Here is a 25,049-nt window from a genome sequence, read left to right as displayed (position 1 = left end):
GGCCCTTCGGGCCACCTTCTCCCAACGGGAGAAGGGACGTCAGATCGGCAGAATCGCCGTGCCGAACGCCCGCTTCAGCTCATGTGCGGCGAAGGTCTGGGCCGCCGCCGCGTCCGGCACGACCGTCGCCATGCCGAAGAACTCGTGCGTCGAACCGTGGAAGGTCTTGTGGCGCACGTCGACGCCGGCCTGCTCCAGCTTTTCGGCCAGCAGTTCGCCTTCGGTGCGCAGGGGGTCGATCTCGGCGCAGATCACGGTCGAGGACGGCAGGCCGGCCAGGTTCGCCTTTTCGACGATGTTGATGCGCGGATCCTGGGCGTCGGCCTCGTTGGCGAAGATGTGCTTCACGAACCACTTCATCATCGGCTTGTTCAGCGGCTTGGCGTCGGCGTTCTCGACGTAGGACTCATTGTCCATGTCCACGCCGGCGACCGGATAGACCAGCACCTGATGCACCGGCAGGGTCACGCCAGCATCGCGCGCCATCATCGACACGCCGATGGCCAGGTTACCGCCGGCGCTCTCGCCCATCACCGCCACCTTCTGCGGGTCGCCGTGGAAGCTCTGGGCGTTGTCCAGCACCCAGCGATAGGCGGCCAGGGCGTCGTCGTGGGCGGCCGGGAAATGGTGTTCCGGGGCCTGACGATAATGGACCGAGACCACGATCACGTCGGCCATCTTGGACACGCCGCGCGGGCCGCCGTCATAGACGTCCAGATCGGCGATCACGAAGCCGCCGCCGTGGAAATAGACCACGACCGGATGCAGCTTGTCCTCGGAATGGTCGTGCGGCTTGTAGATGCGGGCCTGGATAGGGCCGGCGGCGCCGGGGATGGTGATGTCGGTCGTCTTGACGCCCAGATCGTCGCTGGGGTCCTTGCCGTCCTTGCGCAGCAGGGATTTCACCGCGTCGGTCGGGGTCGGTTGCTGGCGGGCCTCGGCCGGCGACAAGGTCTCGATCGGCTTGCCGCCTAGAGACGCCAGTTCGTCCAGCACCTTCTGCATGGGGCCGTCGGCCTTGGCGGGGGTGTCACGCGGCTTGTCGTTGTCGCCGAACAGCTTGTCTATAATCGACATTTTTGGATTCCTGGGTTTCGAGTGGGGGCTCCTCACGACAACCCGCCCCACGCATCCTTGTTCCCCGACCGCTTGACTTGGGGCCAGAGTCGATGCCTTAGGTCGAGCGCTCTCGCGGGAGAGTTCGGAGTCTGGAAACAGGCCTCGACGCCGAAGGCGCAACCGCCCCGGAAACGCTCAGGCAAACGGACCGCGACAGCATACGGACGCTGGAAAGTCGCTCTCGATGGGCGCGCCGACGGAGCAAGGCGACATGATTTGGTCGCCGGAATCTCTCAGGCTTCAGGACAGCGGGGGCGCGAGGACGGCGGAGCTCCGCCACAACACGCGACCGTGAAAGCCTGAACCATGACTGACCAGACCCTGAAGACGACCGCTCTGAACGCCGCGCACCGCGCGCTGGGGGCCCGCATGGTGGGCTTCGGCGGCTATGACATGCCGGTTCAATATGAAGGCGTCCTGGCCGAGCACCGCTGGACCCGCGAACACGCCGGCCTGTTCGACGTGTCGCACATGGGCCAGTGCAAGATCACCGGCGAGGATGCGACTGCCCAGTTCGAGCGTTTCGTGCCCGGCGACTATGCGATCCTGAAGGCCGGCAAACAGAAATATTCGCTGCTGCTGAACAAGGACGGCGGCATCATCGACGACCTGATGGCCGGCCGCCCCGATCACGACGGCCTGTTCGTCGTCGTCAACGCCGGCAACAAGGACGAGGACTTCGCCTTCTGGGACGCGAATCTGGAAGGCGACGCCAAGCTGACGGTTCTGGACCGCGCCCTGATCGCCATCCAGGGGCCGGAAGCCGCCGAGGTCATGGCGGCGCACGAACCGATCCTGGCCGAAATGGGCTTCATGGAATGCGCCCGCCTGATGCTGTTCGGCGCCGACTGCTATGTCTCGCGATCCGGCTACACCGGCGAGGACGGCTATGAGATTTCGGTCCCGGCGGACCAGGCCGAGCGCGTTTGGAACACGATCCTGGAAGACGCCCGCGTCAAGCCGATCGGCCTGGGCGCCCGCGACAGCTTGCGTCTGGAAGCCGGCCTGCCGCTGCACGGCCACGACATCGACCCGACGACCAGCCCGGTGGAAGGCGCCCTGACCTTCGCCCTGTCCAAGTCGCGCAAGGAGCGCGCCGACTTCAACGGCGCCGACCGCATCCTGAAGGAACTGGGCGACGGTCCCTCGCGCGTGCGCATCGGCCTGATCGTCAAGGAAGGCGCCCCCGCCCGCGAAGGCGCCGAGATCGCCGACGCCGATGGCAACGTTATCGGCAAGGTCACCTCGGGCGGCCCCTCCCCCACCTTGGGCCAGAACATCGCCATGGGCTTCGTGCCTCCCACTTTTTCCGAGCTGGGCGCCGACCTGAAGGTCATCGTGCGCGGCAAGACCGCCGCCGCCGAAGTCGTCGCCATGCCCTTCGTGGCGCAACGGTATTACCGCAAACCCAAGACCGTCTGAGGATCAGATCATGAAGTTCACCAAGGATCACGAGTGGGTCAGCCTGGACGGCGACATCGCCACCGTCGGCATCTCCAAACACGCCGCCGACGCCCTGGGCGACGTGGTATTCGTCGAGGTGCCTGAGGTCGGCAAGACCGTCTCGAAGGGCGACAGCTTCGCCGTGGTCGAGAGCGTCAAGGCCGCCTCCGACGTCTACGCCCCCGTCTCGGGCGAAGTTGTCGAGGCCAACGACGCCCTGTCGACCGCCCCGGAAACCGTCAACTCGGCCGCCGAAGCCGACGGTTGGTTCGCCAAGATCAAGGTCTCGGACGCCTCGCAACTGGACGCCCTGATGGACCAGGCCGCCTACGACGCCTTTCTCGCCACCCTCTGATTTCCACTTCCGCTCATCCCCGCGAAAGCGGGGACCCAGTTCTTTCGCGAGAACAGTGCTGGGATGAGCGGAAACATCACCGGCCACATCGGTCGCCCAAAGCACTAGGTCCCCGCTTTCGCGGGGATGAGCGGATTAGAAAATGCGTTATCTCCCCCTGACGCCCGACGACCGCACGGCGATGCTCGCCGCCATCGGCGCGAAATCCATCGACGACCTGTTCGTGGACGTGCCGCAATCGGCGCGGCTGGACGGCCCTGTGGACCTGCCCCGCGTGGCCGGCGAGATGGAGGTCGAGCGCGCCCTGTCCGCCATGGCCGCCAAGAACGCCACGGCCGGCGCGGTGCCCTTCTTCTGCGGCGCAGGGGCCTACAAGCACCACGTCCCGGCGACGGTGGATCACGTGATTCAGCGGTCCGAGTTCCTGACCAGCTACACCCCCTATCAGCCGGAAATCGCGCAAGGCACCCTGCAGTATCTGTACGAGTTCCAGACCCAGGTCGCGAACCTGACCGGCATGCCGGTGGCCAACGCCAGCCTCTATGACGGCTCGACCGCCATGGCCGAGGGCGTGCTGATGGCGACCCGCGTGACCCGTCGCAACAAGGCGGTGATCAGTGGCGGCGTGCACCCGCACTACGTCAAGGCGACCGAGACCGTGGTTCACGCCGTCGGCGTCGAGACCCTGGCCCTGCCCGCCGCCGTGGACGCCGAGGCCGCCGTGATCGACCAGATCGGTCCCGACACCGCCTGCGTCGTCGTCCAGACCCCGAACGTCTTCGGCACGGCGACGGATGTGACCAAGATCGCCGAGGCCGCCCACGCGGCCGGCGCCCTGCTGATCGTCGTGGTCACCGAGGCCGTGTCGATGGGCCTGCTGAAATCGCCCGGCGAAATGGGCGCCGATATCGTCGCGGCCGAGGGCCAGTCGATCGGCAACGCCCTGAACTTCGGCGGCCCCTATGTCGGCCTGTTCGCCACGCGCGAGAAGCTGATCCGCCAGATGCCCGGCCGCCTGACCGGCGAGACGGTGGACGCCGACGGAGAGCGCGGCTTCGTCCTGACCCTGTCGACGCGCGAGCAGCATATCCGCCGCGACAAGGCGACGTCGAACATCTGCACCAACTCGGGCCTCTGCACCCTGGCCTTCACCATTCACATGAGCCTGTTGGGCGAGACGGGCCTGCGCAAACTGGCCCTGCTGAACCACGAGAAGGCTGTCGCCACGCGCGACGCCCTGGCCGCCATCCCCGGCGTCGAAATCCTGACAGACCGCTTCTTCAACGAGTTCGCGGTGCGCCTGCCCAGGAACGCGGCCGAGGTCGTGGATGCGCTGGCCGGCCATCACATCCTGGCCGGCGTGCCCTACAGCCGCCTGGCCCCCGACGCCGGTATGGACGACGTCCTGCTGGTCGCCGCGACCGAGACGACCCTGGACGCCGACATCCAGATTTTGGCCAAGAGCCTGAGCAAGGTTTTGGCCGGATGAGCATCACCTTTCTTCCGCTCATCCCCGCGAAAGCGGGGACCCAGTCCTTTCACACGACGGGTCTGGGACATGCGGCTTCGATCATCGGCGAAATCTATCGCCCAAAGAACTGGGTCCCCGCTTTCGCGGGGATGAGCGGTGAAATCAAATGAGCACCATGAACACCGTCGGCCGCCCGACCGCCCCCAACGAAGTCAAGACCAAACCCGCCACCCTGACCGGCGGCCGGGGCCTGTTGCAGAACGAAGCCCTGATTTTCGAGGGCGACGGCTGGGGCAAGACCGGCGTCGATCTGCCGGAACCCAAGACGGACGGCTCCGACCTGGGCGATCTGGTTCGCAAGGATCCGATCGGCCTGCCGGGTCTCAGCGAGCCCGAGACGATGCGCCACTACGTCCGCCTGTCGCAGAAGAACCATGCCATCGACCTGGCCATCTATCCGCTGGGCTCGTGCACGATGAAGCACAACCCGCGCCTGAACGAGAAGATGGCCCGCTTGGCCGGCTTCTCGGACATCCACCCGCTGCAGCCGATCTCGACGGTGCAGGGCGCGCTGGAGCTGATGGACACTTTGGCCCACTGGCTGAAGACGCTGACCGGCATGCCCGCCGTCGCGCTTTCTCCGAAAGCAGGCGCGCACGGCGAACTGTGCGGCCTGATGGCCATCCGCGCTGCGCACGAAGCCTCGGGCCAGCATGAGAAGCGTCGCAAGGTTCTGGTGCCGACATCCGCCCACGGCACCAACCCGGCCACGGCCGCCTTCGTCGGCTATTCGGTCGTCGAGGTCGCCCAGACCGAGGACGGCCGCGTGGACGTCGCCGACCTGGCGTCCAAGCTGGGCGACGACGTCGCCGCCATCATGGTGACCAACCCCAACACCTGCGGCCTGTTCGAGCGCGACATTCTGGAGATCAGCCGCCTGACGCACGAGGCCGGCGCCTACTTCTACTGCGACGGCGCCAACTTCAACGCCATCGTCGGCCGGGTTCGTCCCGGCGATCTCGGCGTCGACGCCATGCACATCAACCTGCACAAGACCTTCTCGACGCCCCACGGCGGCGGCGGTCCGGGTGCAGGTCCGGTGGTGCTGTCGGAGGCCCTGGCCCCCTTCGCCCCGGCCCCCTGGGTCGTGCACGACGACCACGGCTATCGCCTGATCGAGCGCGAGGAAGACGAGGCCGTTCAGGCCTTCGGCCGCCTGTGCGCCTTCCAGGGCCAGATGGGCATGTATGTGCGCGCCCTGTCCTATATGATGTCGCACGGCGCCGACGGCCTGCGTCAGGTGGCCGAGGATGCGGTGCTGAACGCCAACTACATCAAGACCCGGCTCGGTGATTTGATGAGCGCGGCCTTCCCCGACGGCCCCTGCATGCACGAGGCCCTGTTCGACGACGAGTGGCTGAAGGGCACGGACATCACCACGCTCGACTTCGCCAAGGCGATGATCGACGAGGGTTTCCACCCGATGACCATGTATTTCCCGCTGGTCGTCCACGGCGCCATGCTGATCGAGCCGACGGAAACCGAATCCAAGGCCGAACTGGACCGCTTCATCCACGCCATGCGCCTGCTGGCAGAGGCGGCGAAAGCCGGCGACGTCGACCGCTTCAAGGGCGCGCCCTTCCATGCCCCGCTGAAACGTCTGGACGAAACCCGCGCCGCCCGCTCGCCGGTCCTGCGCTGGTCGGCCCCGGCAGGGTCGAACCAGGCGGCGTAATCTGCAAGTCGCCCCTTCCTTTGGGAAGGGGCTGACGCGGCCTCGATCTCGCACTAGGTCATGTTGATGACTTGGACCACCAACGACATCCCCGACCTTTCCGGCAAACTGGCCATCGTAACCGGCGCGACCGGCGGTCTGGGACTGGAAACCGCGCTGGTGCTGGCCGGCAAGGGCGCCGAAGTGGTGCTGGCGGCCCGCAATCCGAACAAAGGCGCCGAGGCCGAGCGGTTGATCCGCGCGCGTCATCCAGCCGCCCATGTCCGATTCGACCTGCTCGACCTCGGCGACCTGGCGTCCGTGGCCGCCTTCGCCGATCGGCATCTGGCGGCCGGACGGCCCATCGACATCCTGGTCAACAACGCCGGCATCATGGCCCTGCCGACACGTCAGACGACCGTCGATGGCTTCGAGATGCAGTTAGGGACCAACTACCTGTCCCATTTCGCCCTGACCGGCCGGTTGCTGCCCCTGCTGACGGCGGCCCATTCAAGGCAAGTGGGGGCCCGTGTCGTGCAGCTGTCCAGCGTCGCGCACCGCAGCGGTCATATCCGGCTGGACGACCTGAACTATCAGACCCACTACAGCCCCTGGTCAGTCTATCAGCAGTCCAAGCTGGCCATGCTGATGTTCGCCATCGAACTCCAGCGCCGCAGCGACGCCCAGGGCTGGCGCCTGACAAGCGTAGCCGCCCACCCTGGCTTCGCCCGCACGGACCTGATCGCCAACGGCCATGCCGGAAAACCCGGCCTGTTCGCACGCGGCGCGCGGCTGCTGGAGGGTGTGCTCAGCCATTCCGCCGCTGACGGCGCCCTGCCGATCCTCATGGCTGCGACCCTGCCGAACGTGGCCCCAGCCGCCTATTACGGCCCTACGGGGTTTCAGGAGATGAAGGGCCCGCCGGGCGTGGCGGTCATCAAGCCCCAGGCCCGCGACGCCGATGTCGCACGCCGGCTCTGGGCCGAATCCGAGCGGCTGACCGGCATCCACTACGGCTGATCCGTGTCGCGTCGGCCACAGCCGGCGAACCACTGGGGTTCATGACCAAAGCTTCATTCGCCGGACACCGATCCGCCATCGACGCAGGGCATTAAGAGGGTTGTGGCAAGGTCGTCACGGTCGCCCTTTCCTTTCCCGACGAGGGATCGGGCGGCTGTGGCGACCGTTGTCATGACGGCTCCTCCCCCTTATTTGGCCCTCCCCATCTGGCGCATCCGTGACCACACTCCCCGTTCTCTTCGTCCAGCCTTCGAAACCGCGCAGCCGCATGCTGCGCGTGGTGAAACGCTGGGCGCTGATGGTCGGCGGTTTCTTCGTGGTGCTGCTGGGCATTCTGATCGCGCCCCTGCCTGGCCCCGGCGGCATTCCCGTCATCGCCGTAGGCCTGATGCTGATCCTGAAAAGCTCGTTCTGGGCCAAGCGTCAGTTCATCCGCGCCCAGTATGCGCGGCCGAAATGGTTCTATCCGTTCCGCCGCCTGATGCGGAAGAAGCCCGAGTTCGCGCCGGTCTTCTGGCAACAGGCCCTGCGCGCCGAAAAGGTCGTGGTAAAGCGGTCCGGTCGTCGCCTGTCGCGCGGCCGCAAGCAGATGCGGCGCTATTTCCGCAAGCTGTTCCGCTAGTTAGCGGCCATCTCGCGGTTGCGTTGCTGCAACCGCTAACCACGGCAACGTGAACACGCCCCTCCCCAGTCAGGCGTATCCTGTCTGCGCGTTATCAGAGAACCACTCATGCGTTGGGAGGCGCTAAGGTCATGATGTCACGCGTACAAAAGGGTCTGATCGCCGGGTTTGCGGCGACCATGGCCGCGTCACTGCTCGAAATACCCAATATGTTCCTCAACTGGTTCGATCCCTTCCAGGGGGTCATCGCCAGCATGATCGGCATGCCGGGGAACTTGGCCGTCGGTTGGGTAATCCACCTGATCAGCGGTATCTTCATCCTGGGGCCGCTGTTTGCGACCCTCTGTCCCCGACTGCCGACCGATACGCCCGAAACCAAGGGCATCGTCTTCGCCGTCGGCGCCTGGGTGTTGATGATGGCCGCCATCGTCATGTTCGGAAACTACCGGACCTTTACGGCCGGCGCCGGCTTCGGCACCTTCGCCTGGCTGCTGATCACCCACGCCGTGTTCGGCATCGTGCTGGGCAATGTCTATGCCCGGCTGGTGGCGCGCGACAGGCGGATGGGCGCCCCGATGATCGGCGGCGCACACGCCCACTGACTGCGGCTCTCCACCGTCCAAGAAAAAGGCCCCCGACGGCGACGTCGGGGGCCTTGTTTCATTCAGCGTCACGCCGATCAGTTCAGGCGATCGCCGATCTGGGCGATGGCGCTGTCCAGCAGCGGATCCTTGGCGCCGCTGGCGATGCGGGCAGTCAGAATCTGTTCGGCGGTCTTGGCGGCCAAATCTGCAGCGGCGGCCTTCACCTCAGCCGAGGCCTGAGCTTCAGCCTGAGCGATGCGAGTCTCGGCCATCTTCTGGCGACGGGCCAGGGTCTCTTCCAGCTTGGCCTTGGTTTCGACTTCCAGACGACGGGCGTCGGCTTCCGCCTGGGCCATCATTTCGGCGGCCTGGGCCTCGGCCTCGGCCTTCTCCTTGCGGATTTGGGCCAGCAGAGCCTCGGCCTCGGCGCGCAAGCGAGCGGCCTCGTCCAGGTCGGCCTGGATCTTGGCGGCCTTGGCGTCCAAGGCCTTGGCGGCGATCTTGGGCACGCCGGCGGCGACCAGGATGCCGAGGAAGATCAGCAGACCGACGCCGACCCATAGTTCAGGGTTGGACAGGCTGTAGAAATGGCCGAATTCGAGGAAGGCGGGCATATCAAGCGGCTCCCTTGAGCGCAGCGGCGATGTCGGCGGCGCTCGGCGCCTTGCCGGTCAGACGCTCGACCATGGCGGTCGCCGCGTCGTGGGCGATAGTCGTAACATTGGCCATGGCGGCGTCGCGCGTCTTGCCGATGGAGGTTTCCGCTTCAGCGATGCGGGCGTTCACCACAGCTTCTTCAGCGGCCTGACGGGCATTGGCCTCTTCAGTCACTCTAGCCTTGGCGGCGGCGGCTGTGGCGCGTGCGTCGGCGCGGGCCTTGGCGACTTCGGCCTGAGCGACTGCGGCCTGCTCGGCGGCTTCGGCCTGAACTTGACGGGCCGTCGCGACGGCAGTGGAAATCGTGTCGGCGCGCTCGTCCATCACCTTGCGCATACGCGGGGCGAAGATTTTGGCGACCAGGAGGTAAAGGACGACGAACAGGAGCAGCAGATAGGCGATCTGCCCGACCCAATGCTGGGTCTCGAACTGCGGCAAGCCTCCGGCTTCATGCTCGGAAACGGCATGGGCCGTATTCTCGGGCATATGTCCGGTTTGAACCGCGACGTCGGCGGCTTCTTCCACCGAAAGGACCGGCGGCGATGCTGAGGAGTGGGCGGCCATGTTCATCCGTCGTGAAAACAGTCGCGGCGGCGCGGACCATCAGGCCGCGCCGCCGCCGGTAGCAGTATCAGGCGATCAGCCCAACCAGGCCAGGATACCCAGAACGAAGGACAGGATGCCCAGGGCTTCGACCAGAGCGGCGCCGACGAACAGGTTGCCGACTTGGCCGGCGGCAGCCGAAGGATTGCGCAGGGCGCCCGCCAGGAAGTTGCCGAAGATGTTGCCCACGCCGATGGCCGAGCCGAGCATGCCCAGGGTGGCCAGGCCGATACCGAAGTATTTGAAGGATTCAGCTTCCATGATGATTTCCTATTCCGTCTTTAGGTTGGTTGGTTTTTCAGGACTGGGTCGCGGCCTTAGTGGCCATGACCCAGGTTGACCACATCGTTGAGATAGATGCTGGCCAGAACGGCGAAAACGAAGGCCTGAAGGAAGGCCACGAGGAACTCCAGCGCAGTCAATCCGACCACCATGCCCAGAGATAGGGCGGCGACCGGCAGGCCCAGCAGGCCCAGACCACCGGCGGCGGCGAGGCCGCCCATAGACACGACGAAGCCAGCGAAAATCTTCAGCGCGATGTGGCCGCCCAGCATGTTGCCGAACAGACGAAGGGCCAGGGTGATCGGGCGCAGCAGGAACGAGACGAACTCGATCGGCACGACCAAGAACATGACCGCCAGCGGAATGCCCGACGGGGCGAACAACTTGAAGAAGCCCAAGCCATGCTTGGCGAAGCCGATGCCGATGACCAGCAGTATGGTGATCAGGGCGAAGGTCGCGGTGACCGCCAGTTGGGACGTCGCCGTGAAGGTCAGGAACAGACCCAACAGGTTCATGCCCAGGACCAGCATGAAGATGGTCAGGATGAACGGGAAATATTTGCGACCCTCATGACCGATGATCGAGTCGGTAACCCCGTCGATCAAACCGAACAATTGTTCGCCCGTCGCCTGAAGGCGGCCAGGAACGATCTTTGCGTTCGACGTGACCAGGGTCAGGAAGCCGACGACCAGCACGAAGGCGATCGTCATCGCCATATGCGAATTGGTGAAGGCAAGGCTGGTCTCGCCGACGAGCGGCAGGTTGACCGTGCCGAAGTCCAGACCCTGAAGGGGCGTGACTGTAAACTGATGAATCGGATCGGCCATGGGCCTTATCGGTCCTCGTCTTCGTCGGCTTCCTCGAACGGGATAGGCTTCGCCTCGATCCCCGCCGCCTTCGCCTGCGCCATCAGCCGGTTAGCTGTGCGACGCGCCATGTAAATCGATAGTGCGAAGCCCAAAAGGATTCCGCAGATGATGCCCCACGGGGTGGTTCCAAGGAACCGATCCGCAAGAAAACCCAACCCCAGCCCCACCAGAACGCCGCCGATCAGATCGGCGATGATCTTGTAGGCCTCACTGGTCACCTTCTGGGCGGCCAGATGCGCATGCTCCTGCTGAGCGGTGCGCGTCTCCAGCGAGGATGCGCTTTCGTTGAGGCGTTTGATCGCCTCTTCGCGCGATTCCGTCATTGGGGACATGCCTGAAATGCTCAGCGCCGAACGACGTCCGGACGGGTCTGAATTCGGCGCGGAAACTAATCGTGAGCGGCCCATAGGTCAAGGCGTCGTGATCACGCTCTAAACCGTTGTAGAGCCTAGACTTTCGCCACCTGTGGACAAGCCGTGACGATGCGCCGCTGTTCGCAACGACAGAATCCCGCCCCTCGCGACACGGGTCCGATGGCGATCAGCGCCGCAAACGACTAGGTTCACGGCCATGAATGCGCATGTTCCTCCCCCCGCCGCTCCGCTTCGCCCGATTTCGGTGCGCCCGATTTCGGTGAGGTTGGCGACGCCGCGCGGTTTCTGCGCCGGGGTGGACCGGGCGATCCAGATCGTAGAGCGCGCCATCGAGAAGTTCGGCGCCCCCGTCTATGTGCGCCATGAGATCGTTCACAACCGCCACGTCGTCGAGCGGCTGAAGGCCATGGGCGCGGTCTTCGTCAAGGAACTGGACGAATGCCCGGACGACCGGCCGGTCGTCTTCTCGGCCCACGGCGTGCCCAAGTCGGTGCCCGCCACCGCCCGGGCGCGCGAGCTGGTGTTTCTGGACGCCACCTGCCCCCTGGTGTCCAAGGTCCATGTCGAGGCCGAGCGCCACCACGCCGCCGGCAAACACATCATCCTGATCGGCCATGCGGGCCACCCCGAGGTGATCGGCACCCTGGGTCAGTTGCCGCAGGGCGCCATCAGCCTGGTCGAGACCGAGGCCGACGCCGAATCGTTCGAGCGCCCCGGCGACGCCCCCCTGGCCTATGCGACCCAGACCACCCTTTCGGTCGACGACACGGCCGGCATTCTGAAGGTCTTGAAGCGCCGCTTCCCCGAACTGCCCGACCCGCACAAGGAAGACATCTGCTACGCCACCACCAACCGCCAGGACGCGGTCAAGGTGCTGGGCGAAGGCTGCGAGCTGGTGCTGGTGGTCGGGTCCAAGAACTCGTCCAACTCGGTCCGGCTGGTCGAGGTGGCGATGCGAGCCGGGGCCGGAGCCGCCTATCTGGTGGACGATGCGTCCCAGGTGGACTGGTCCTGGTTCGAAGGGGTCCAGACGGTCGGCGTCACCGCCGGGGCCTCTGCGCCCGAACCGCTGATCGAGGCCCTGGTCGACGCCATCCGCGCCCGTTTCGACGCCACGGTGACCGAGGATGGCGGCGCCCGCGAGACCGTGACCTTCAAACTGCCGCGCCTGCTGACGGCCTAGGCTACGGCTTCCAGCGGCAGGGCGACACGGAAGGTGCTGCCGACGCCGGGCGCGGTCACGACCTCGATCTTGCCGCCCATCAGCGCAGCCAGGCCATGCGCCGCCGTCAGGCCCAGGCCCAGGCCGTCGGCGGTGCGGGTGTTGCTCTCGTCACCTTGGGTGAAGGCCTCGAACAGGCGCGCCGCCTCGGCCGGTTCCATGCCGGGGCCGGTATCTTCGACCTCCAGCACCAGTTGATCGCCGGCGACGGCCCTCAGGATGACCTGGCCCGTCCGAGTGAAGCGCACGGCGTTGTCGCTCAGCGCCGCCATCAGTTTTTCGACATGGACCGGATCGCCCAGCCATTCGCCCTCAAGGGCCTCGACGTCGATCTTCAAGCCCTTGGCATGGGCCGCGCCGCTGAAATCATTGGCCACACGCCGCAGCAGATTGTCAGGCCGGAACGGCCGGCTCTCCAGCGTCACCGCCCCGTCGCGCAACCGCACCACGTCCAGCAGTTCTTCGATCAGCCTCAGTTGCTGACGCCCCGACGCCTTCAGGATTTCCAGCCGGTCGCGCTGCTGCGGCGTGACCATGTCGGCGCCGATCACCTCGGCCATGCCCAGCACGCCGTTCAGCGGCGTGCGAAGTTCGTGGCTGACGTTCGACAGGAAGCGGGTCTTGGCCTGGTTCGCCGCCTCGGCCCGTTCCAGCGCCGCCGACAGGGCTACCTCGGACGCCTTCAGGCGGCCCACATCGGCGGTCGTGTTCCACAGCAGAGACGCCGTGCCGATGATCAGCACCACGAACAGCACCAGCAACAGCGGTCCTGCCTGGGTCAGAATCTGATAGCCCGGTCGTTCCGGCGCCCAGACGACGCGGCCCAACAATCCGCCCCCAGCCTCACGCACATCCACGCCGATCATGCCCTGGGGCGGTTCAGCGTCGCCGGGCTGGAAATGGATGCGGTCCAGCGCCAGTCGCGTCCGCAACAGGTCCAATTCACCCAGGAAAGGCTTGAACGACGCCACCACCGGATCCGACGCCGGCGTCGGCCCCATCGCGGTGTGACGCACGACGGTGGACGCGCCAAGCACATAGACGGCGTCGCCCACCTGCACGAAGCCCGCCTTCAGACGAACGGCGGCGTCCGCTGTCAGCGAACGATCACGCCCCGCCGCCTCGGCGCGCAACTGATCGACCAGAGGCCGGGCCGCCCTGGCGAACGGATCGCCGGCTTCGAAGCTCTCTGGCGACCCTTGCGTGCTGATGCGGAACAGCCGGCCGCTGGCGTCATAGCCAAGCGTGAATTCGTGCTTGTGCTGCGCAGCGTAGAACGAGCCCAAGGTGCGGTCGTACCAGGCCACATCGCCGGTCGTCATATGATCGACCGCCTCGTCCCAGACCGAGGCCGTGGTCAGGTTGTCGCCGATGATTTCCAGTGCGCGCGTCAGGCGCAGCTTGACCAACGCCTCTTCCTTGCGCGCCTGGTGCGCATCGATGCCCTGGCTGACCGTGCCCAGAACGCCCGCCATGCCGATGATGGACGCCAACATCAGGATCACCGCGATCCTGAACGTGCTCCACGCCCGCCAACCCGTTTTCGATGTCACGCCACTCATATCGTCTCGCTTAGAGGGCGCTGACTAAGACTGCGTGAACGTGACGTAACGTCAGCGTGTCGCACCGACAAAATCTTGAGCGAACTCGGGGGCATCGTCGTCGAGGGGCAGACTGCCGTCCTCGTCGTCGGCCTCGGAGGCGCGGCTGGGGTCCGGCACCTCGAACCCGACCGGCAGCGACAGGTCCAAGAGGCCCGCCGCCTTCATCTCCTGCACGCCCGGCAAATCATACAAGGTCGCCAGGCCGAAATGCTCAAGGAACCGATCCGTGGTCGCATAGGTGACGGGCCGCCCCGGCGTGCGCCTGCGCCCCCGCAACCGCACGAAACCCATCTCCAGCAACAGGTCCAGCGTCCCCTTGGAGATGGTCACCCCCCGCACGCTCTCGATCTCGGCGCGGGTGACAGGCTGGTGGTAGGCGATGATAGCCAGGGTCTCCAGCGCGGCCTTGGACAGGCGCCGCGGCTCCTCGCGCTCCTGCGTCATCATGAAGGCCAGGTCCGGCGCGGTTCGGAACCGCCAGCGGTCGGCGACGCACTCCAGCTCCACCCCGCGGCCCTCGTAACGGGCGCGCAGGCCCGATATGGCGCGCGCGACGTTGCAGTTCTCGGGCAGCCGCGCGGCGATCTCGGCGGCCGTCAGCGGCCCGGCCGCCGCGAACAACAGGGCCTCGACCCGCCGCTCGATTTCGGCTTCGTCGGGTTGGAAGGCGAGGTCAGACATAGAAATATCCGCTCATCCCCGCGAAAGCGGGGACCCAGTCCTGTCGCTCGGCAATGCGTTGGCCATCCATCGGCGAAGGAATGACAGACCTTTGCGCCCAAATCACTAGGTCCCCGCTTTCGCGGGGATGAGCGGAAAGTGAAGCCATCACCCCATCAGTTCCAGCGGCTGGCCCTGCCCGCGCCGTTTCAGGAACAGCTCGGCGAACGCCTGCGTCTGTCGAATGTCCATCGCCCCCTCCTTCACCAGCTCCAGACTGGCCGACAGGGTCGAGGCCGTAAAGCTGGCCTGGCTGGGGCCGTCCTTATCCTCGCGATGCGGCGCGACATCTTCCAGCGGGGTCCAGTCGGCCAGTTTCGGCATGATCTCGCGCAGCCAGTCGCGCGCCGCCTCCAACGGAAAGGCCTCGACCCGCTGGCCGGGCGAATACTGCCGCGCGCCCTCGCGCCGACGCTGGGTCACATAGGCGCTCATCAGTTCGTACAGGCTGGCGTCGATCCGGTCGGAGGGTGTGATCACCGTCGCCTCGGGGTCGCCGCGCGTGAAGACGTCGCGCTTCAACTGCGGCCGGGCCATCAGCTGCTCGACCGAGCGGCGCATCGCCTCCAGCTTCTGCAACCGGAACGCCAGGGCGGCGGCCATCTCCTCGGCCGGCGGCTCCTCGCCCTTGTCCTTCTCGGTGCGCGGCAGCAGCAGCCGCGACTTCAGATAGGCCAGCCACGACGCCATCACGAGGTAATCCGCCGCCAGGGCGAAGTTCCGACGCCGCGCCTCGTGCACGAAGGCCAGATACTGTTCCGCCAACTGGGTGATCGACAGTTTCAGCAGATCGACCTTCTGGTTCCGCGCCAGAGCCAACAGCACATGCAGCGGCCCTTCATACCCGTCCAGATCGACGACGAACGCCTCTCGATCCTCGACCTCGGCCACGGCGGTGAAATCCAGATTTGGCTGAAACGCTTCGGACATTTCCTTGGCCTACCGCGCTTCGCGCGGCTTGAGGCCGGGACGGTCCAGGCAGCTCATGCCTGCGCCTCCCCCACGTCCGGCCCCTTGGCGACATCGAGCCGACCGCCCATCGCCTGGAAGAACCGCGCATGCGCCGCCACGGGATCCAGCGGTTCGGGAACACGGACGATCCGCGCCATCGCCGCCTCGGCCCGCGCCTTCGCCTTGCCCTTCAGCCTGCCGGTCGCCTCGGCCACGGCCTGCATCTCGGCCATGTCGCCGTTGCAATGCAGGACCACGTCGCACCCGGCCTTCAGCGACAGATGCGCCCGTTCGCCCAGCGATCCGCTCAGCGCCTGCATCGACAGGTCGTCGGTCATGATCAGGCCTGAGAAGCCCAGATGCTCGCGCATCATCTTAACGGCCTTTTTCGACTGGGTCGCCGGCCGTTTCCGGTCCACGGCGGTGAAGACGATATGCGCCGTCATCGCCAGCGGCATGTCCGACATCGCCTTGAACGGCGCGAAGTCCCAGCCGTCCAGCGTCTCGAAATTGGCGTGGACCATCGGCAGGTCCTTGTGGCTGTCGGCGAAGGCCCGCCCATGGCCCGGCATGTGCTTGATGCACGGCAGGACCCCGCCCGCCAGCAACCCTTCCGCCGCCGCCCGCCCCAGCAGGGTCACGGTCTGCGGATCGGGGCCATAGGCGCGGTCGCCGACGATGTCGTGGGCGCCGGGCACAGGCACGTCCAGCACCGGCAGCAGGTCCACGTTGACGCCCACCTCGCGCAGGTCGTGCGCCATCAGTCGCGCGCCCAGCCGCGCCAGTTCGCGCGCCTGCGCCAGATTGTTCGCCGCCTTCAGATAGGCGTCGCCCGGCGGGTATTTGGGCCAGTGCGGCGGCCCAATCCGCTGGACCCGACCGCCCTCCTGGTCGATCAGGATCGGCGCATCAGGGTCTCCGATGGCGGCCCGCAGCGCGTCGGTCAGCGCCCGCACCTGTTCCGGCGTGTCGATGTTGCGCCGGAACAGGATGAAGCCCCACGGCCGCGCCTCGGTGAAGAAGGCCCGCTCGTCCTCCGTCAGCCGATGGCCGGCGCAGCCGTAGATCGCGGCCGATGTCACCGAACGATGCAGTCCCGGCCCGCCGCCTTCAGCGCGTTGCAGAAGGCGACCGCCCGCTCGCGCGACAGGCCCGAGAAGGCCGTGCGGTACAGCGTCGAACCGCTGGACGACGTCACTTCGGTCACGCGCTTTTCGGCGCCCGAGGCGAACGAGCCGAACCGGCCGGCGACGGCGGCGTATTCGCGGTCCGCGATCTCGGTTGAGGAGAAGGCGCCGATCTGCACCGAGGCCGAACCGCCCGCAGCGGCCGGAGCCTTGGTCGCCGGAGCGGCGACAGGCGGCGCGGTCGTCGGACGCGGCGTCGGCGCGGCGGGCGTCGCGGCCGTCACGGGCGGCAGACCCTGGCCGGTCGGGGCGGCGGTCGGCGGCGCGGCCGGACGCGGCTGGGGCGTCTCGGGCGGCGGAGTGAAGGTCACGGGCGCGTCGGTCGTCTCGCCCTCATCGCGATAGACGCGCACGCCGGCGGCCGGATCGATCGGCTGGGCGTCGATAGGCGCGGCGGTCTTCATGTCACCGACAGGCTGGCCCACGGCGGGCGGCGCGTCGGTCGAGGCGCGCATGCCCGAGCGATAGAAGAAGATCACGGCGACGATCAGCAGCAGCAGGACCACCGCGCTGATGATCAGGGTGACCGGCGGCGCCTTGCCCCCGCCCGAGCCGACATTGCGGCCGCTGCGCGGGTCGTAGCTGTTGCGACGGAACGGCAGGTCGTCGTCGGTCGGGGGCGTATAGGCGCCCCGGCCCGGTTTGTTGTCGTCGTCAAAGGACATGGTCGCGCTCCGCCGTCTGTCGGGCGCGAATCGGCGCGCCGAACGATCACTCTACGCCCCCGCGTGCATCTTTCGAATCACAGATCGAGGGCGAGGTCGAGGCTGAACAGTTTCTGGTGCACTTCTATGGCGTAACGGTCGGTCATCCCGGCGATATAGTCGCAGACCGCCCGCGCCCGCCGCGTCCGGTCCTGGGTCATCGCCGGCTCGCTCCATTCCGGCGGCATCACCTCCGGCTCGGCCATGAACAGCTCGAACAGTTGCGACAGCACCCGCCGCGCCTGGCTGCGCGTGCGGTTGACGCGGTAGTGGCGATACATCCGTTCGAACAGAAACTTCCTCAGCACCGCCAGATCGGCGTGCATCTCTGACGAGAAATCCACCATCGTTCGTTTCGCCGTGCGCACGTCCTCGGTCGTGACGATCCGGTCGTCTTCCAGCCGCCGCGCTGTCTCGGCCAGCACGTCCTCGACCATGACGCCGATCATCCGCCGCACGGCCTCGATCCTCAGCATCCGGTCGTCGATGTCGGGATAGTCGCTGCGCACCTGCGCCAGCATCGGCCCGATCAGCGGCACCTGATCCAGGTCCTGGAGCGTGATCAGTCCCGCCTGCACCCCGTCGTCCACGTCGTGGTTGTTATAGGCGATGTCGTCGGCAACGGCCGCGCATTGCGCCTCCAGCGACGCGAAGGTGCCGAGACGCAGATCCCACCCCGCCTCGCCGCCTGCTGCATACGGCCGCACCACCGACCAGGCCGGTTCGTCCAACCGGTGCAACACCGGGCCGTTGTGCTTGATGACCCCCTCGACCGTCTCCCAGCTCAGGTTCAGCCCGTCGAACTGCGGATAGCGGTTCTCCAGCTCGGTCACGACGCGGAAGCTCTGGACGTTGTGGTCGAAACCGCCATGCCCGGCCATCTGCACCACCAGCTCGTCCTCGCCGGCATGGGCGAAGGGCGGGTGGCCCAGATCGTGCGCCAGGGCGATGGTCTCGGCCAGATCATCGTCCAGCCTCAACGCATGGGCCAGCGACCGCGCGATCTGCGCCACCTCCAGCGAATGGGTCAGGCGGGTGCGGTAATGATCGCCCTCGTGCGCCACGAAGACCTGGGTCTTCTCCTTCAGCCGCCTAAACGCCGTCGCATGGATGATCCGGTCGCGGTCGCGCGCAAAGGCCGTGCGGGTCCGGCTGGCCGGCTCGGGCACGCGGCGGCCCAGGGTCAAGTTCGCCCGTTCGGCGTATGTCGCGAGGTCTGTCTGGCTCAAGTGATCAACTTTGAAGCATGCGGGCCTTTGCGAAAGCCCCTGCGCGCCTCATATAGACAGCCGTGAGCACCGTCCAATCCACAGAACCGTCCACACCCGCCTTCAGCGTCGCAACGCGTGCGCCGGAGGGCATCGTCCTGGCCGCCAGCGCCGCCAAGCGCCTGGCCAAGCTGGGCGCGGCCGAGGGCAAGACCCTGATGCTGCGCGTGGCGGTGGACGGCGGCGGCTGTTCGGGCTTCCAATACCGGTTCGAACTGGTCGAGAGCGCAGAGGACGACGACCTGCGCATCCAGGCCGACGGCCAAGCCGCCCTGATCGACCCCGTCTCGGTCCCCTTCCTGAAGAACTCCGAGATCGCCTACGTCGACGAACTGGCCGGCGCCCAGTTCGTCGTCCGCAACCCCAACGCCGCCTCCAGCTGCGGCTGCGGCGTCAGCTTCTCGATCTGAAGCCTGAGGCTGGCCTTGCGGGCCGGAGCCTGCGCTGCATGATGGGATAGTCGCGCTATCTGACCGTCTTGCGGAGACCCACATGCTCAGCCTCGCTCTCGCCCTGCTCGCCGGCCCGGTCTCGACCGAGATCGCCCTGCCCGCCCAGCCCGCGCCTTTGCACGGAACCCTGCTGGCGCCCGACAGCGCCACGGCCGTCGCCGTCATCCTGCCCGGCTCCGGCCCGACGGATAGGGATGGGAACAGCCCGCTGGGCGTCGCGGCCTCGACCTATCGCCTGCTGGCCGAGGGTCTGGCGGAACAGGGGATCGCCACCGTCCGCATCGACAAGCGCGGCATCGCCGCCAGCACGGCGGCGGGTCCGGCCGAGGCCGATCTGCGGTTCGACGCCTATGCCGCCGACGCCCGCGCCTGGGCGGCTGAGGCCGCCGCGCGCGCGGGCCTGCCCTGCGCCTGGCTGATTGGCCACAGCGAGGGCGCCCTGGTCGCCCTGAAGGCGGTCGAAAACGACGACAAGGTTTGCGGTCTGATCCTTCTGTCCGGCGCTGGCCGCCCGGCGGGCGCGGTGCTGCGCGAACAGCTGGCCACCTTGCCCGAGCCGATGAAGACCCAGGCCTTCGCCGCCCTGACCGAACTTGAGGCCGGCCGCACCGTCGCCGACACGCCGCCTGCGCTGGCGGCTCTGTTCCGGCCGTCAGTCCAGCCCTATCTGATCTCTTGGCTGCCGCTGGGCCCCGCCGCCCTGCTCGCCGCCTATGACGGCCCGGTCTTCATCGGCCAGGGAACCACCGACCTCCAGATCACCGTCACGGACGCCCAGGCCCTTGCCGCCGCCGACCCCAAGGCGACGCTGAAACTCTGGGACGGCGTCAACCACCTACTCAAGACCGCCCCCGCCAACCGCGCCGCCAATATGGCGACTTACGCCGACCCGACGCTACCGCTCGCGCCGGGCGTGGCTGAGGATGTGGGGGCGTTTATCAGGGCGCACTGAGCGCGATATCCCGCTCAACCGCTGCTCGGGCCACAAATCCAGTCGCTCAGCTTTCGCGTTCGAACGTCGTAGGTTCCTGCAGCGAACGTGAAGTTCGAGCTATCGAGCGACAGCTTGTCTTGGTCCGCCCTGAGCAGATGACGGCCCGGCGGGTAGTCCCCCTCCCAAGCCCCTTGATAGAGTCGAACCTCGACCTTCGAGGTGTCGGACCCGAGCCACGGGCCACTCAACATCCAGAGAAATGCTCGACCGTCGTTGGCTCCGAACCACGGGGTGGATCGCCAAACGTAGTATCGCGCCGGCCATCTTTCGATGGCGCCGATGCACGGGTCTTGTTCAAGCGCTCGATCAATCTCGTCGGCCAGAGCGGGGCTAGGGGGACGTGTCGTCGTCAAACTTAAGTTCAGCAAGCCGACAATCATCAACGCCCCTGTAAGGATCAGCGAGCGTTTCGTCTTTCGTTTGATCGGCGGCATGACTTGACCATACCGGCGGTCGCTTAATCCGCAACGCTTAGCTTCTCTTGCCCTTCCCCCGCGCCTCATCCGCCAAGGCAAAGAACCGCTCCCGCACCTCGGCCGCGAACGGGTTGTCGCGTTCGATGGCGCGGAAGACGGCGGGGCTGTCGTGGCGGACCATGTCGACGGCCTGCATCAGCCGGTCGAAGCTGGCGGTGGTCATGCGCGTCGGCAGGGGTTCCATCGCCATCAGGACGCGGGCGATCAGATGGGTCAGGCCCTGGACGGTGGCGGCCTCGCGGTCGTGATCCTCGGGGCTGACTGAAAAGACCTTCAGCCCCAGCGCGCGGCGGCAGAAGGCGGCGACGCGGCGGGCGTCCTTTGCGCCCCGCACCTCGCACACGGCGATGCGCAGGCCCGCGATCCCGTCCTTGCCGCTTTGGGGGCCGAACAGCGGATGCGTCCCGACGATCCGCACGCCGGGCGGCAGCAGTTCGTCCATCGTCTGCGCCGGCTTCACCTTCACCGACCCCACGTCGACGACCAGGGCGCTGGGCGCCAGATGCGGGCCGATGGCGATCAGCGTCGCCTCCAGCGCCTCGACCGGCACGGCCAGCACGACCGTCGGACAGGCGGCGGCGGTCGCCAGGTCGGTCAGGGTCGCAACGCCCTCGCCGTCCGTCGCCGCCGGATCATGGGCGAGAATGTCGAACCAGGGCGACAGATGCCGCGCCGTCAGCCGCCCGAAGGCCCCGAAGCCGATCAGGCCGAGCTTTTCCCTCACCACCGTCACCCCCACCGCCTTCCCATCAACCTCCGTCATCCTCGGGCTTGACCCGAGGACCGGGTGCGGATCGGGCTGTGCGCTCGCAGCCGACGCAATGCGGCGGACCCTCCGGTCCTCGGGTCAAGCCCGAGGATGACGGAGTGGAAATGAAGAACGGAGCGAAGCGTCCTCACAGCGTCTCCATGAACCGCACCGGCCGCCCGTGCGCCGATCCGATCAGTTCGTCGTCCTGCATCACCACCCGGCCCCGCACGATGGTCGCCATCGGCCAGCCGGTCGCCTCGACGCCGTCGAACGGCGTCCAGCCGCAGCGCGTCGCCTGCTGGTCATGCGTGATGGTCTTCTTGGCCTTCAGATCGACGATGGTCAGGTCGGCGTCATAGCTGACGGCCATCCGCCCCTTGTTGGCCGTGCCGAACACCCGCTGGGCGCCCGCCGAGGTCAGGTCGATGAACCGCTCCAGGCTCAGCCGCCCATTGGCGACATGGGTCAGCATCAGCGGCACCAGCGTCTGCACCCCCGGCATCCCCGACGGCGAGGCCGGATAGGGCTTGGCCTTCTCCTCTTTTGTATGCGGCGCGTGGTCGGACCCCAGCACGTCCGCCACGCCCTGCTGCATCCCCCACAGCCACAGGGCGTCCACATGCTCCTGCGACCGGATCGGCGGGTTCATCTGGGCGTAGCTGCCCAGCCGCTCATAGGCCTCGGGCGCGACCAGGGTCAGGTGCTGGGGCGTGATCTCGACGGTGGCGACATCCTTGTGGAAGCGCAAATATTCCATCTCGTCCCGGGTCGTGACGTGCAGGACGTGGATGCGCGCGCCCGTCTCCTTGGCCAGACCGACCAGGCGACGGGTCGAGCGGATGGCGCTCTCGGCGTCGCGAACCTCGGGGTGGCTGGTCCAGTCGCCGGTGCGGGCCAGGCCGCGACGTTCGACCAGTCGGTATTCGTCCTCGGAGTGGAAGGTGGCGCGGCGACGCACGTTCGACAGGACCTTTCGCACCCCCTCGTCGTCGGCGATCAGCAGATCGCCGGTCGAGGCGCCCATGAAGACCTTGACCCCGCAGCAGCCCGGCAGCCGCTCCAGTTCGCCCAGATAGTCGGCGTTCTCGTGCGTGCCGCCGACGTAGAAGGCGTGGTCGGTCCACATCCGGTCCTTCGCTCGGACAAGCTTGTCGGCCATGGTGTCGGGGTCGGTGGTGTTGGGGTTGGTGTTCGGCATCTCGAACACGGCGACGACGCCGCCCAGGGCTGCCGCGCGCGACCCTGTCTCCAGGTCTTCCTTCCACTCCAGTCCCGGCTCGCGGAAGTGGACCTGGGTGTCGATCACGCCGGGCAGGACGGTCAGGCCCGTGGCGTCGAATGTCTCGCCAGCCGAGGCCTGGGACAGGTCGCCGATGAAGGCGATCTTGCCGTCGATCACGCCGATGTCCGCCGGCCCGCGCCCCGCATGGTTCGCCACCTCGCCGCCACGGACGATCAGGTCATAGGTCTGGGTCATGGGGCGGGCTCCTGCGAATGTTTCCGAGGTTCTAGCGGATGCAGTGTCCTTCGCGAAAGCGGCTAAAGCTTCTCCCTCCCCGATCGGGGAGGGGGGGGCGAGCCGCAGGCGAGACCGGGTGGGGAGGGCAAGGCAATACGGCACAGGGCCTTCGCAGGATCGCCGGCCGCCCCCACCCGGCCGCTTTGCGGCCACCCTCCCCGAACGGGGAGGGAGATCGGGTTCAGCCCCGCCCCTTCAACGCCCGCATCGATGCCTTCAGCACCCGCTCCCACGGCAGGTCCATCATATGCTGGATGGCCTGGTTCAGGCGCGGATCCAGCTTCCTGAACTCTTCATAGGTGCGCGGCCCCCGCACGGCCTCGCCCTTCCACGGCCCGCGCACGGTCTCGTCCGACGGCCCGAACGCCGCCACCACCGGCACGCCCGAAGCCACCGCCAGCTGGGTCCAGATCGAATCCGCCCCGACGTACAGCGCCGATTTCGACAGGGCCGCCACCGTCTGCAACCGCGTCAGCTTGCCTTGCAGTTCGATCACCCGCGCGCGAGGCACGGCGTAGCGGATGGTATGCGCCGCCTCGCGGTCGATCTCCTCGCCCACGATCATCAGCCGCCCGCCCGCCAACGGCCCGTCGTCAGACAGCAGCTTGGCCGCCACCTTGGCGTAGCGTTCGGCGGGCCAGCGCTTGCCCATCCATTCCACGCCCGGCCCGACCGCCAGGATCGGACCGTCTCCACCGGTCGTGGGGATCAGCGCCTGAACCTGCTCCACAGTCTCGTCCGACACATACAGTTTCGGCGCCGGGATCTCCTCCGGCTCCAGCTTCAGCACCGCCGCAGCCGCCTCGACCGCATGCAGGCCCGGCTGATCCTTGCCCCGCACCGCCCGCTTGTGTCGCCTCAGCTTGCCCGACAAGTCCGAGCCGCGCATGTCCACGACCAGGCCCCATTTGGTCCCGCGCACCTGGTTCCACAGGGCGATCCATTCGAAATGGCCCTCGCGCTCCAGCACGATCAGCTTCGTCAGGCGCGGCGTATCGGCGAACAGCGGCGCGCTGGCGGCAGATCCCACGATGGTGAAGGTCGCATGCGGCAGGCTCTCGACCAGATGCGCCAGCACGCCCGAGGACAGCACGGCGTCCTCGGCGTCCGCCTCGGCGATATACAGGATGGGAAACCGCCCGATCATCCGTTGACGGATACAGGGATTCTATCGGGGGTTCAGCGCCAAACGCAGGTTTCCACAGGCAGGCGTCCTGCGTTACAGCGACGCGCATGAGCCAGTCCCCCGACCCTGCAGCCGCCGCCGCCCTCGAACGCTTCAAGGCCCAGCGCGTCACGGCCATCTATCGGCTGGACCTGATCGCCAAGGGCGCGACCATTTCCTACGAGGACGGCACGCCCATCGACATGGCGTCCGAAAAGGCCCGGCTCGAAACCGTCGTCGCCGACATGGACCGCCGCATCGCCCAGCTGGAACGCGCAGCCGGGTGAGCCTTCCCCTCCTCCCCGGCCGGACCTGCGGCGGCTGCGTCGAATGCTGCCGGGTGATCCCGCTGGACCTGCCGGAACTGGCCAAGCCGACCGGCGAGCTTTGCGCCTATTGCGTCGGCGGCGCGGGCTGTTCGGTCCACGTCATCCGGCCGAACACCTGCCGCATCTGGTTCTGCCTGTGGCGCGTGGTCGAGCTGTCCGACGACTGGCGGCCGGACCGCAGCGGCGTCATTGTCCGCCCCGACGGGGTCGAGGACGGGGTCATCACCCTCTACGTCCTGCGGCGCTCCGACTTCCTGGCCTCGCCGGATTTCTTCATGACCGTCGCCGGCTGGATCGCCGAGGGGATCGAGGTCGCCCTCAGCATCCCCGGCCCGGTCGGCACCTATCCGGCCCGCGCCGTCGTCACCGACTGGCTGCGCCCGGCGATCGAGGACGGCGATCCCGCCGCCTTCCTGGCCCGCGTCCTGCGCTCGCTCGATACGCTGGCCGAGCATGATTTTAAGCCCGATGGCGTCGTCGCGCGATATGCCGTGACAACCCAGGATGATCGGACAGCTTAGCCGAAGCTTAAGTCCTTGCCGCTATTCTGAAATCCGTAACGCCGCCGCTTTGAGAGACACGCCGGAAATGCAG

Annotated in this window: 28 protein-coding genes and 2 riboswitches; of the genes, 12 read left to right on the top strand and 16 right to left on the bottom strand. The window is 67.1% G+C overall.

Features of this window, described 5'->3' with window-relative positions:
* Positions 1 to 39 precede the first annotated feature (39 nt).
* On the bottom strand, positions 40 to 1,077 hold the full coding sequence (locus AC3ISA_RS11400) for an alpha/beta hydrolase (RefSeq protein ID WP_489177973.1): 1,038 nt from the start codon (positions 1,075 to 1,077) through the stop codon (positions 40 to 42).
* 105 nt (positions 1,078 to 1,182) lie between these two features.
* A riboswitch (glycine riboswitch) is annotated at positions 1,183 to 1,280 on the top strand.
* A gap of 4 nt (positions 1,281 to 1,284) precedes the next feature.
* Positions 1,285 to 1,370, top strand: a riboswitch (glycine riboswitch).
* Positions 1,371 to 1,425: 55 nt separating this feature from the next.
* Here AC3ISA_RS11400 and gcvT point away from each other — a divergent pair.
* The 7 genes from gcvT to AC3ISA_RS11365 all read left to right on the top strand — a co-directional run bounded on the left by gcvT (position 1,426) and on the right by AC3ISA_RS11365 (position 8,346).
* A complete protein-coding gene (gene gcvT, locus AC3ISA_RS11395; protein ID WP_489177972.1) occupies positions 1,426 to 2,541 on the top strand; it encodes a glycine cleavage system aminomethyltransferase GcvT in 1,116 nt (371 codons plus the stop codon).
* 10 nt (positions 2,542 to 2,551) lie between these two features.
* Complete coding sequence (gene gcvH / locus AC3ISA_RS11390) at positions 2,552 to 2,917, top strand: glycine cleavage system protein GcvH (protein WP_205681434.1); 366 nt, start codon at positions 2,552 to 2,554, stop codon at positions 2,915 to 2,917.
* 142 nt (positions 2,918 to 3,059) lie between these two features.
* Positions 3,060 to 4,406 (top strand): aminomethyl-transferring glycine dehydrogenase subunit GcvPA, encoded by a 1,347-nt coding sequence (gene gcvPA / locus AC3ISA_RS11385; protein WP_489177971.1) that lies wholly within the window; start codon positions 3,060 to 3,062, stop codon positions 4,404 to 4,406.
* A 148-nt stretch (positions 4,407 to 4,554) separates the two neighbouring features.
* Positions 4,555 to 6,123: an aminomethyl-transferring glycine dehydrogenase subunit GcvPB gene (gcvPB, locus tag AC3ISA_RS11380; protein WP_489177970.1), complete on the top strand. Its 1,569-nt coding sequence runs from the start codon at positions 4,555 to 4,557 to the stop codon at positions 6,121 to 6,123.
* Between the two features lie 66 nt (positions 6,124 to 6,189).
* Entirely contained in the window at positions 6,190 to 7,122 is a 933-nt protein-coding gene (locus AC3ISA_RS11375; protein ID WP_489177969.1) for an SDR family oxidoreductase, read from the top strand.
* A 217-nt stretch (positions 7,123 to 7,339) separates the two neighbouring features.
* On the top strand, positions 7,340 to 7,744 hold the full coding sequence (locus AC3ISA_RS11370; protein ID WP_489177968.1) for a hypothetical protein: 405 nt from the start codon (positions 7,340 to 7,342) through the stop codon (positions 7,742 to 7,744).
* Positions 7,745 to 7,875: 131 nt separating this feature from the next.
* Entirely contained in the window at positions 7,876 to 8,346 is a 471-nt protein-coding gene (locus AC3ISA_RS11365; protein WP_372693496.1) for a DUF6789 family protein, read from the top strand.
* A gap of 77 nt (positions 8,347 to 8,423) precedes the next feature.
* Here AC3ISA_RS11365 and AC3ISA_RS11360 read toward each other — a convergent pair whose 3' ends face one another.
* From AC3ISA_RS11360 to AC3ISA_RS11340, 5 genes are all read right to left on the bottom strand, one after another.
* The gene (locus AC3ISA_RS11360) at positions 8,424 to 8,942 is read right to left on the bottom strand and encodes a F0F1 ATP synthase subunit B (RefSeq protein WP_489177967.1); all 519 of its coding nucleotides are present in this window, start codon (positions 8,940 to 8,942) and stop codon (positions 8,424 to 8,426) included.
* 1 nt (position 8,943) lies between these two features.
* A complete protein-coding gene (locus AC3ISA_RS11355; protein WP_489177966.1) occupies positions 8,944 to 9,549 on the bottom strand; it encodes a F0F1 ATP synthase subunit B family protein in 606 nt (201 codons plus the stop codon).
* 75 nt (positions 9,550 to 9,624) lie between these two features.
* Positions 9,625 to 9,849 carry a F0F1 ATP synthase subunit C gene (locus AC3ISA_RS11350; protein ID WP_372693499.1) on the bottom strand — a complete coding sequence of 75 codons (225 nt, stop codon included), beginning with the start codon at positions 9,847 to 9,849 and terminating at the stop codon, positions 9,625 to 9,627.
* Between the two features lie 56 nt (positions 9,850 to 9,905).
* Entirely contained in the window at positions 9,906 to 10,697 is a 792-nt protein-coding gene (locus AC3ISA_RS11345) for a F0F1 ATP synthase subunit A (RefSeq protein WP_489177965.1), read from the bottom strand.
* Between the two features lie 5 nt (positions 10,698 to 10,702).
* A complete protein-coding gene (locus tag AC3ISA_RS11340) occupies positions 10,703 to 11,146 on the bottom strand; it encodes an AtpZ/AtpI family protein (RefSeq protein ID WP_489177964.1) in 444 nt (147 codons plus the stop codon).
* 163 nt (positions 11,147 to 11,309) lie between these two features.
* On the opposite strand from AC3ISA_RS11340, the gene ispH reads away from it, so the two are divergent.
* The gene (gene ispH / locus AC3ISA_RS11335) at positions 11,310 to 12,296 is read left to right on the top strand and encodes a 4-hydroxy-3-methylbut-2-enyl diphosphate reductase (protein WP_489177963.1); all 987 of its coding nucleotides are present in this window, start codon (positions 11,310 to 11,312) and stop codon (positions 12,294 to 12,296) included.
* Here ispH and AC3ISA_RS11330 read toward each other — a convergent pair.
* From AC3ISA_RS11330 to AC3ISA_RS11305, 6 genes are all read right to left on the bottom strand, one after another.
* Positions 12,293 to 13,888, bottom strand: coding sequence for a sensor histidine kinase (locus AC3ISA_RS11330; protein ID WP_489177962.1), 1,596 nt, complete (start codon positions 13,886 to 13,888; stop codon positions 12,293 to 12,295). The two genes, ispH and AC3ISA_RS11330, sit on opposite strands and share 4 nt — an antisense overlap.
* A 60-nt stretch (positions 13,889 to 13,948) precedes the next feature.
* Positions 13,949 to 14,620 carry an SMC-Scp complex subunit ScpB gene (gene scpB / locus AC3ISA_RS11325; RefSeq protein WP_372693503.1) on the bottom strand — a complete coding sequence of 224 codons (672 nt, stop codon included), beginning with the start codon at positions 14,618 to 14,620 and terminating at the stop codon, positions 13,949 to 13,951.
* Between the two features lie 147 nt (positions 14,621 to 14,767).
* On the bottom strand, positions 14,768 to 15,589 hold the full coding sequence (locus AC3ISA_RS11320; protein ID WP_489177961.1) for a segregation and condensation protein A: 822 nt from the start codon (positions 15,587 to 15,589) through the stop codon (positions 14,768 to 14,770).
* A 53-nt stretch (positions 15,590 to 15,642) separates the two neighbouring features.
* Entirely contained in the window at positions 15,643 to 16,692 is a 1,050-nt protein-coding gene (gene nagZ, locus AC3ISA_RS11315; protein ID WP_489177960.1) for a beta-N-acetylhexosaminidase, read from the bottom strand.
* Complete coding sequence (locus AC3ISA_RS11310; RefSeq protein ID WP_489177959.1) at positions 16,689 to 17,462, bottom strand: SPOR domain-containing protein; 774 nt, start codon at positions 17,460 to 17,462, stop codon at positions 16,689 to 16,691. The genes nagZ and AC3ISA_RS11310 overlap by 4 nt, the downstream gene beginning before the upstream one ends.
* Positions 17,463 to 17,539: 77 nt before the next feature.
* Positions 17,540 to 18,730: a deoxyguanosinetriphosphate triphosphohydrolase gene (locus AC3ISA_RS11305; protein WP_489177958.1), complete on the bottom strand. Its 1,191-nt coding sequence runs from the start codon at positions 18,728 to 18,730 to the stop codon at positions 17,540 to 17,542.
* A gap of 131 nt (positions 18,731 to 18,861) precedes the next feature.
* On the opposite strand from AC3ISA_RS11305, the gene erpA reads away from it, so the two are divergent.
* Together erpA and AC3ISA_RS11295 are read left to right on the top strand one after the other, a co-directional pair.
* Positions 18,862 to 19,179, top strand: coding sequence for an iron-sulfur cluster insertion protein ErpA (erpA, locus tag AC3ISA_RS11300; protein WP_489180102.1), 318 nt, complete (start codon positions 18,862 to 18,864; stop codon positions 19,177 to 19,179).
* Positions 19,180 to 19,261: 82 nt separating this feature from the next.
* Positions 19,262 to 20,173 carry an alpha/beta hydrolase gene (locus AC3ISA_RS11295; protein ID WP_489177957.1) on the top strand — a complete coding sequence of 304 codons (912 nt, stop codon included), beginning with the start codon at positions 19,262 to 19,264 and terminating at the stop codon, positions 20,171 to 20,173.
* Positions 20,174 to 20,187: 14 nt separating this feature from the next.
* Here AC3ISA_RS11295 and AC3ISA_RS11290 read toward each other — a convergent pair whose 3' ends face one another.
* The 4 genes from AC3ISA_RS11290 to AC3ISA_RS11275 form a co-directional block, all read right to left on the bottom strand.
* The gene (locus tag AC3ISA_RS11290; protein ID WP_489177956.1) at positions 20,188 to 20,649 is read right to left on the bottom strand and encodes a hypothetical protein; all 462 of its coding nucleotides are present in this window, start codon (positions 20,647 to 20,649) and stop codon (positions 20,188 to 20,190) included.
* A gap of 37 nt (positions 20,650 to 20,686) precedes the next feature.
* Positions 20,687 to 21,454, bottom strand: coding sequence for a prephenate dehydrogenase/arogenate dehydrogenase family protein (locus AC3ISA_RS11285; RefSeq protein WP_489177955.1), 768 nt, complete (start codon positions 21,452 to 21,454; stop codon positions 20,687 to 20,689).
* 133 nt (positions 21,455 to 21,587) lie between these two features.
* Positions 21,588 to 22,919, bottom strand: a complete 1,332-nt coding sequence (locus AC3ISA_RS11280) for a dihydroorotase (RefSeq protein ID WP_489177954.1) — start codon at positions 22,917 to 22,919, stop codon at positions 21,588 to 21,590.
* Positions 22,920 to 23,142: 223 nt separating this feature from the next.
* Positions 23,143 to 24,108, bottom strand: a complete 966-nt coding sequence (locus tag AC3ISA_RS11275; RefSeq protein ID WP_489177953.1) for a glycosyltransferase family 9 protein — start codon at positions 24,106 to 24,108, stop codon at positions 23,143 to 23,145.
* Between the two features lie 86 nt (positions 24,109 to 24,194).
* Between AC3ISA_RS11275 and AC3ISA_RS11270 the strand changes: the two genes are divergently transcribed.
* Together AC3ISA_RS11270 and AC3ISA_RS11265 are read left to right on the top strand one after the other, a co-directional pair.
* Entirely contained in the window at positions 24,195 to 24,413 is a 219-nt protein-coding gene (locus AC3ISA_RS11270) for a hypothetical protein (RefSeq protein WP_489177952.1), read from the top strand.
* On the top strand, positions 24,410 to 24,976 hold the full coding sequence (locus AC3ISA_RS11265; RefSeq protein WP_489177951.1) for a hypothetical protein: 567 nt from the start codon (positions 24,410 to 24,412) through the stop codon (positions 24,974 to 24,976). The genes AC3ISA_RS11270 and AC3ISA_RS11265 overlap by 4 nt, the downstream gene beginning before the upstream one ends.
* Positions 24,977 to 25,049: the final 73 nt, after the last annotated feature.

The organism is Brevundimonas sp. KH_058 (assembly GCF_057838505.1).
The sequence above is the reverse complement of the archived record's forward strand: the minus strand, read 5'-3'. Positions and strand labels throughout refer to the sequence as shown.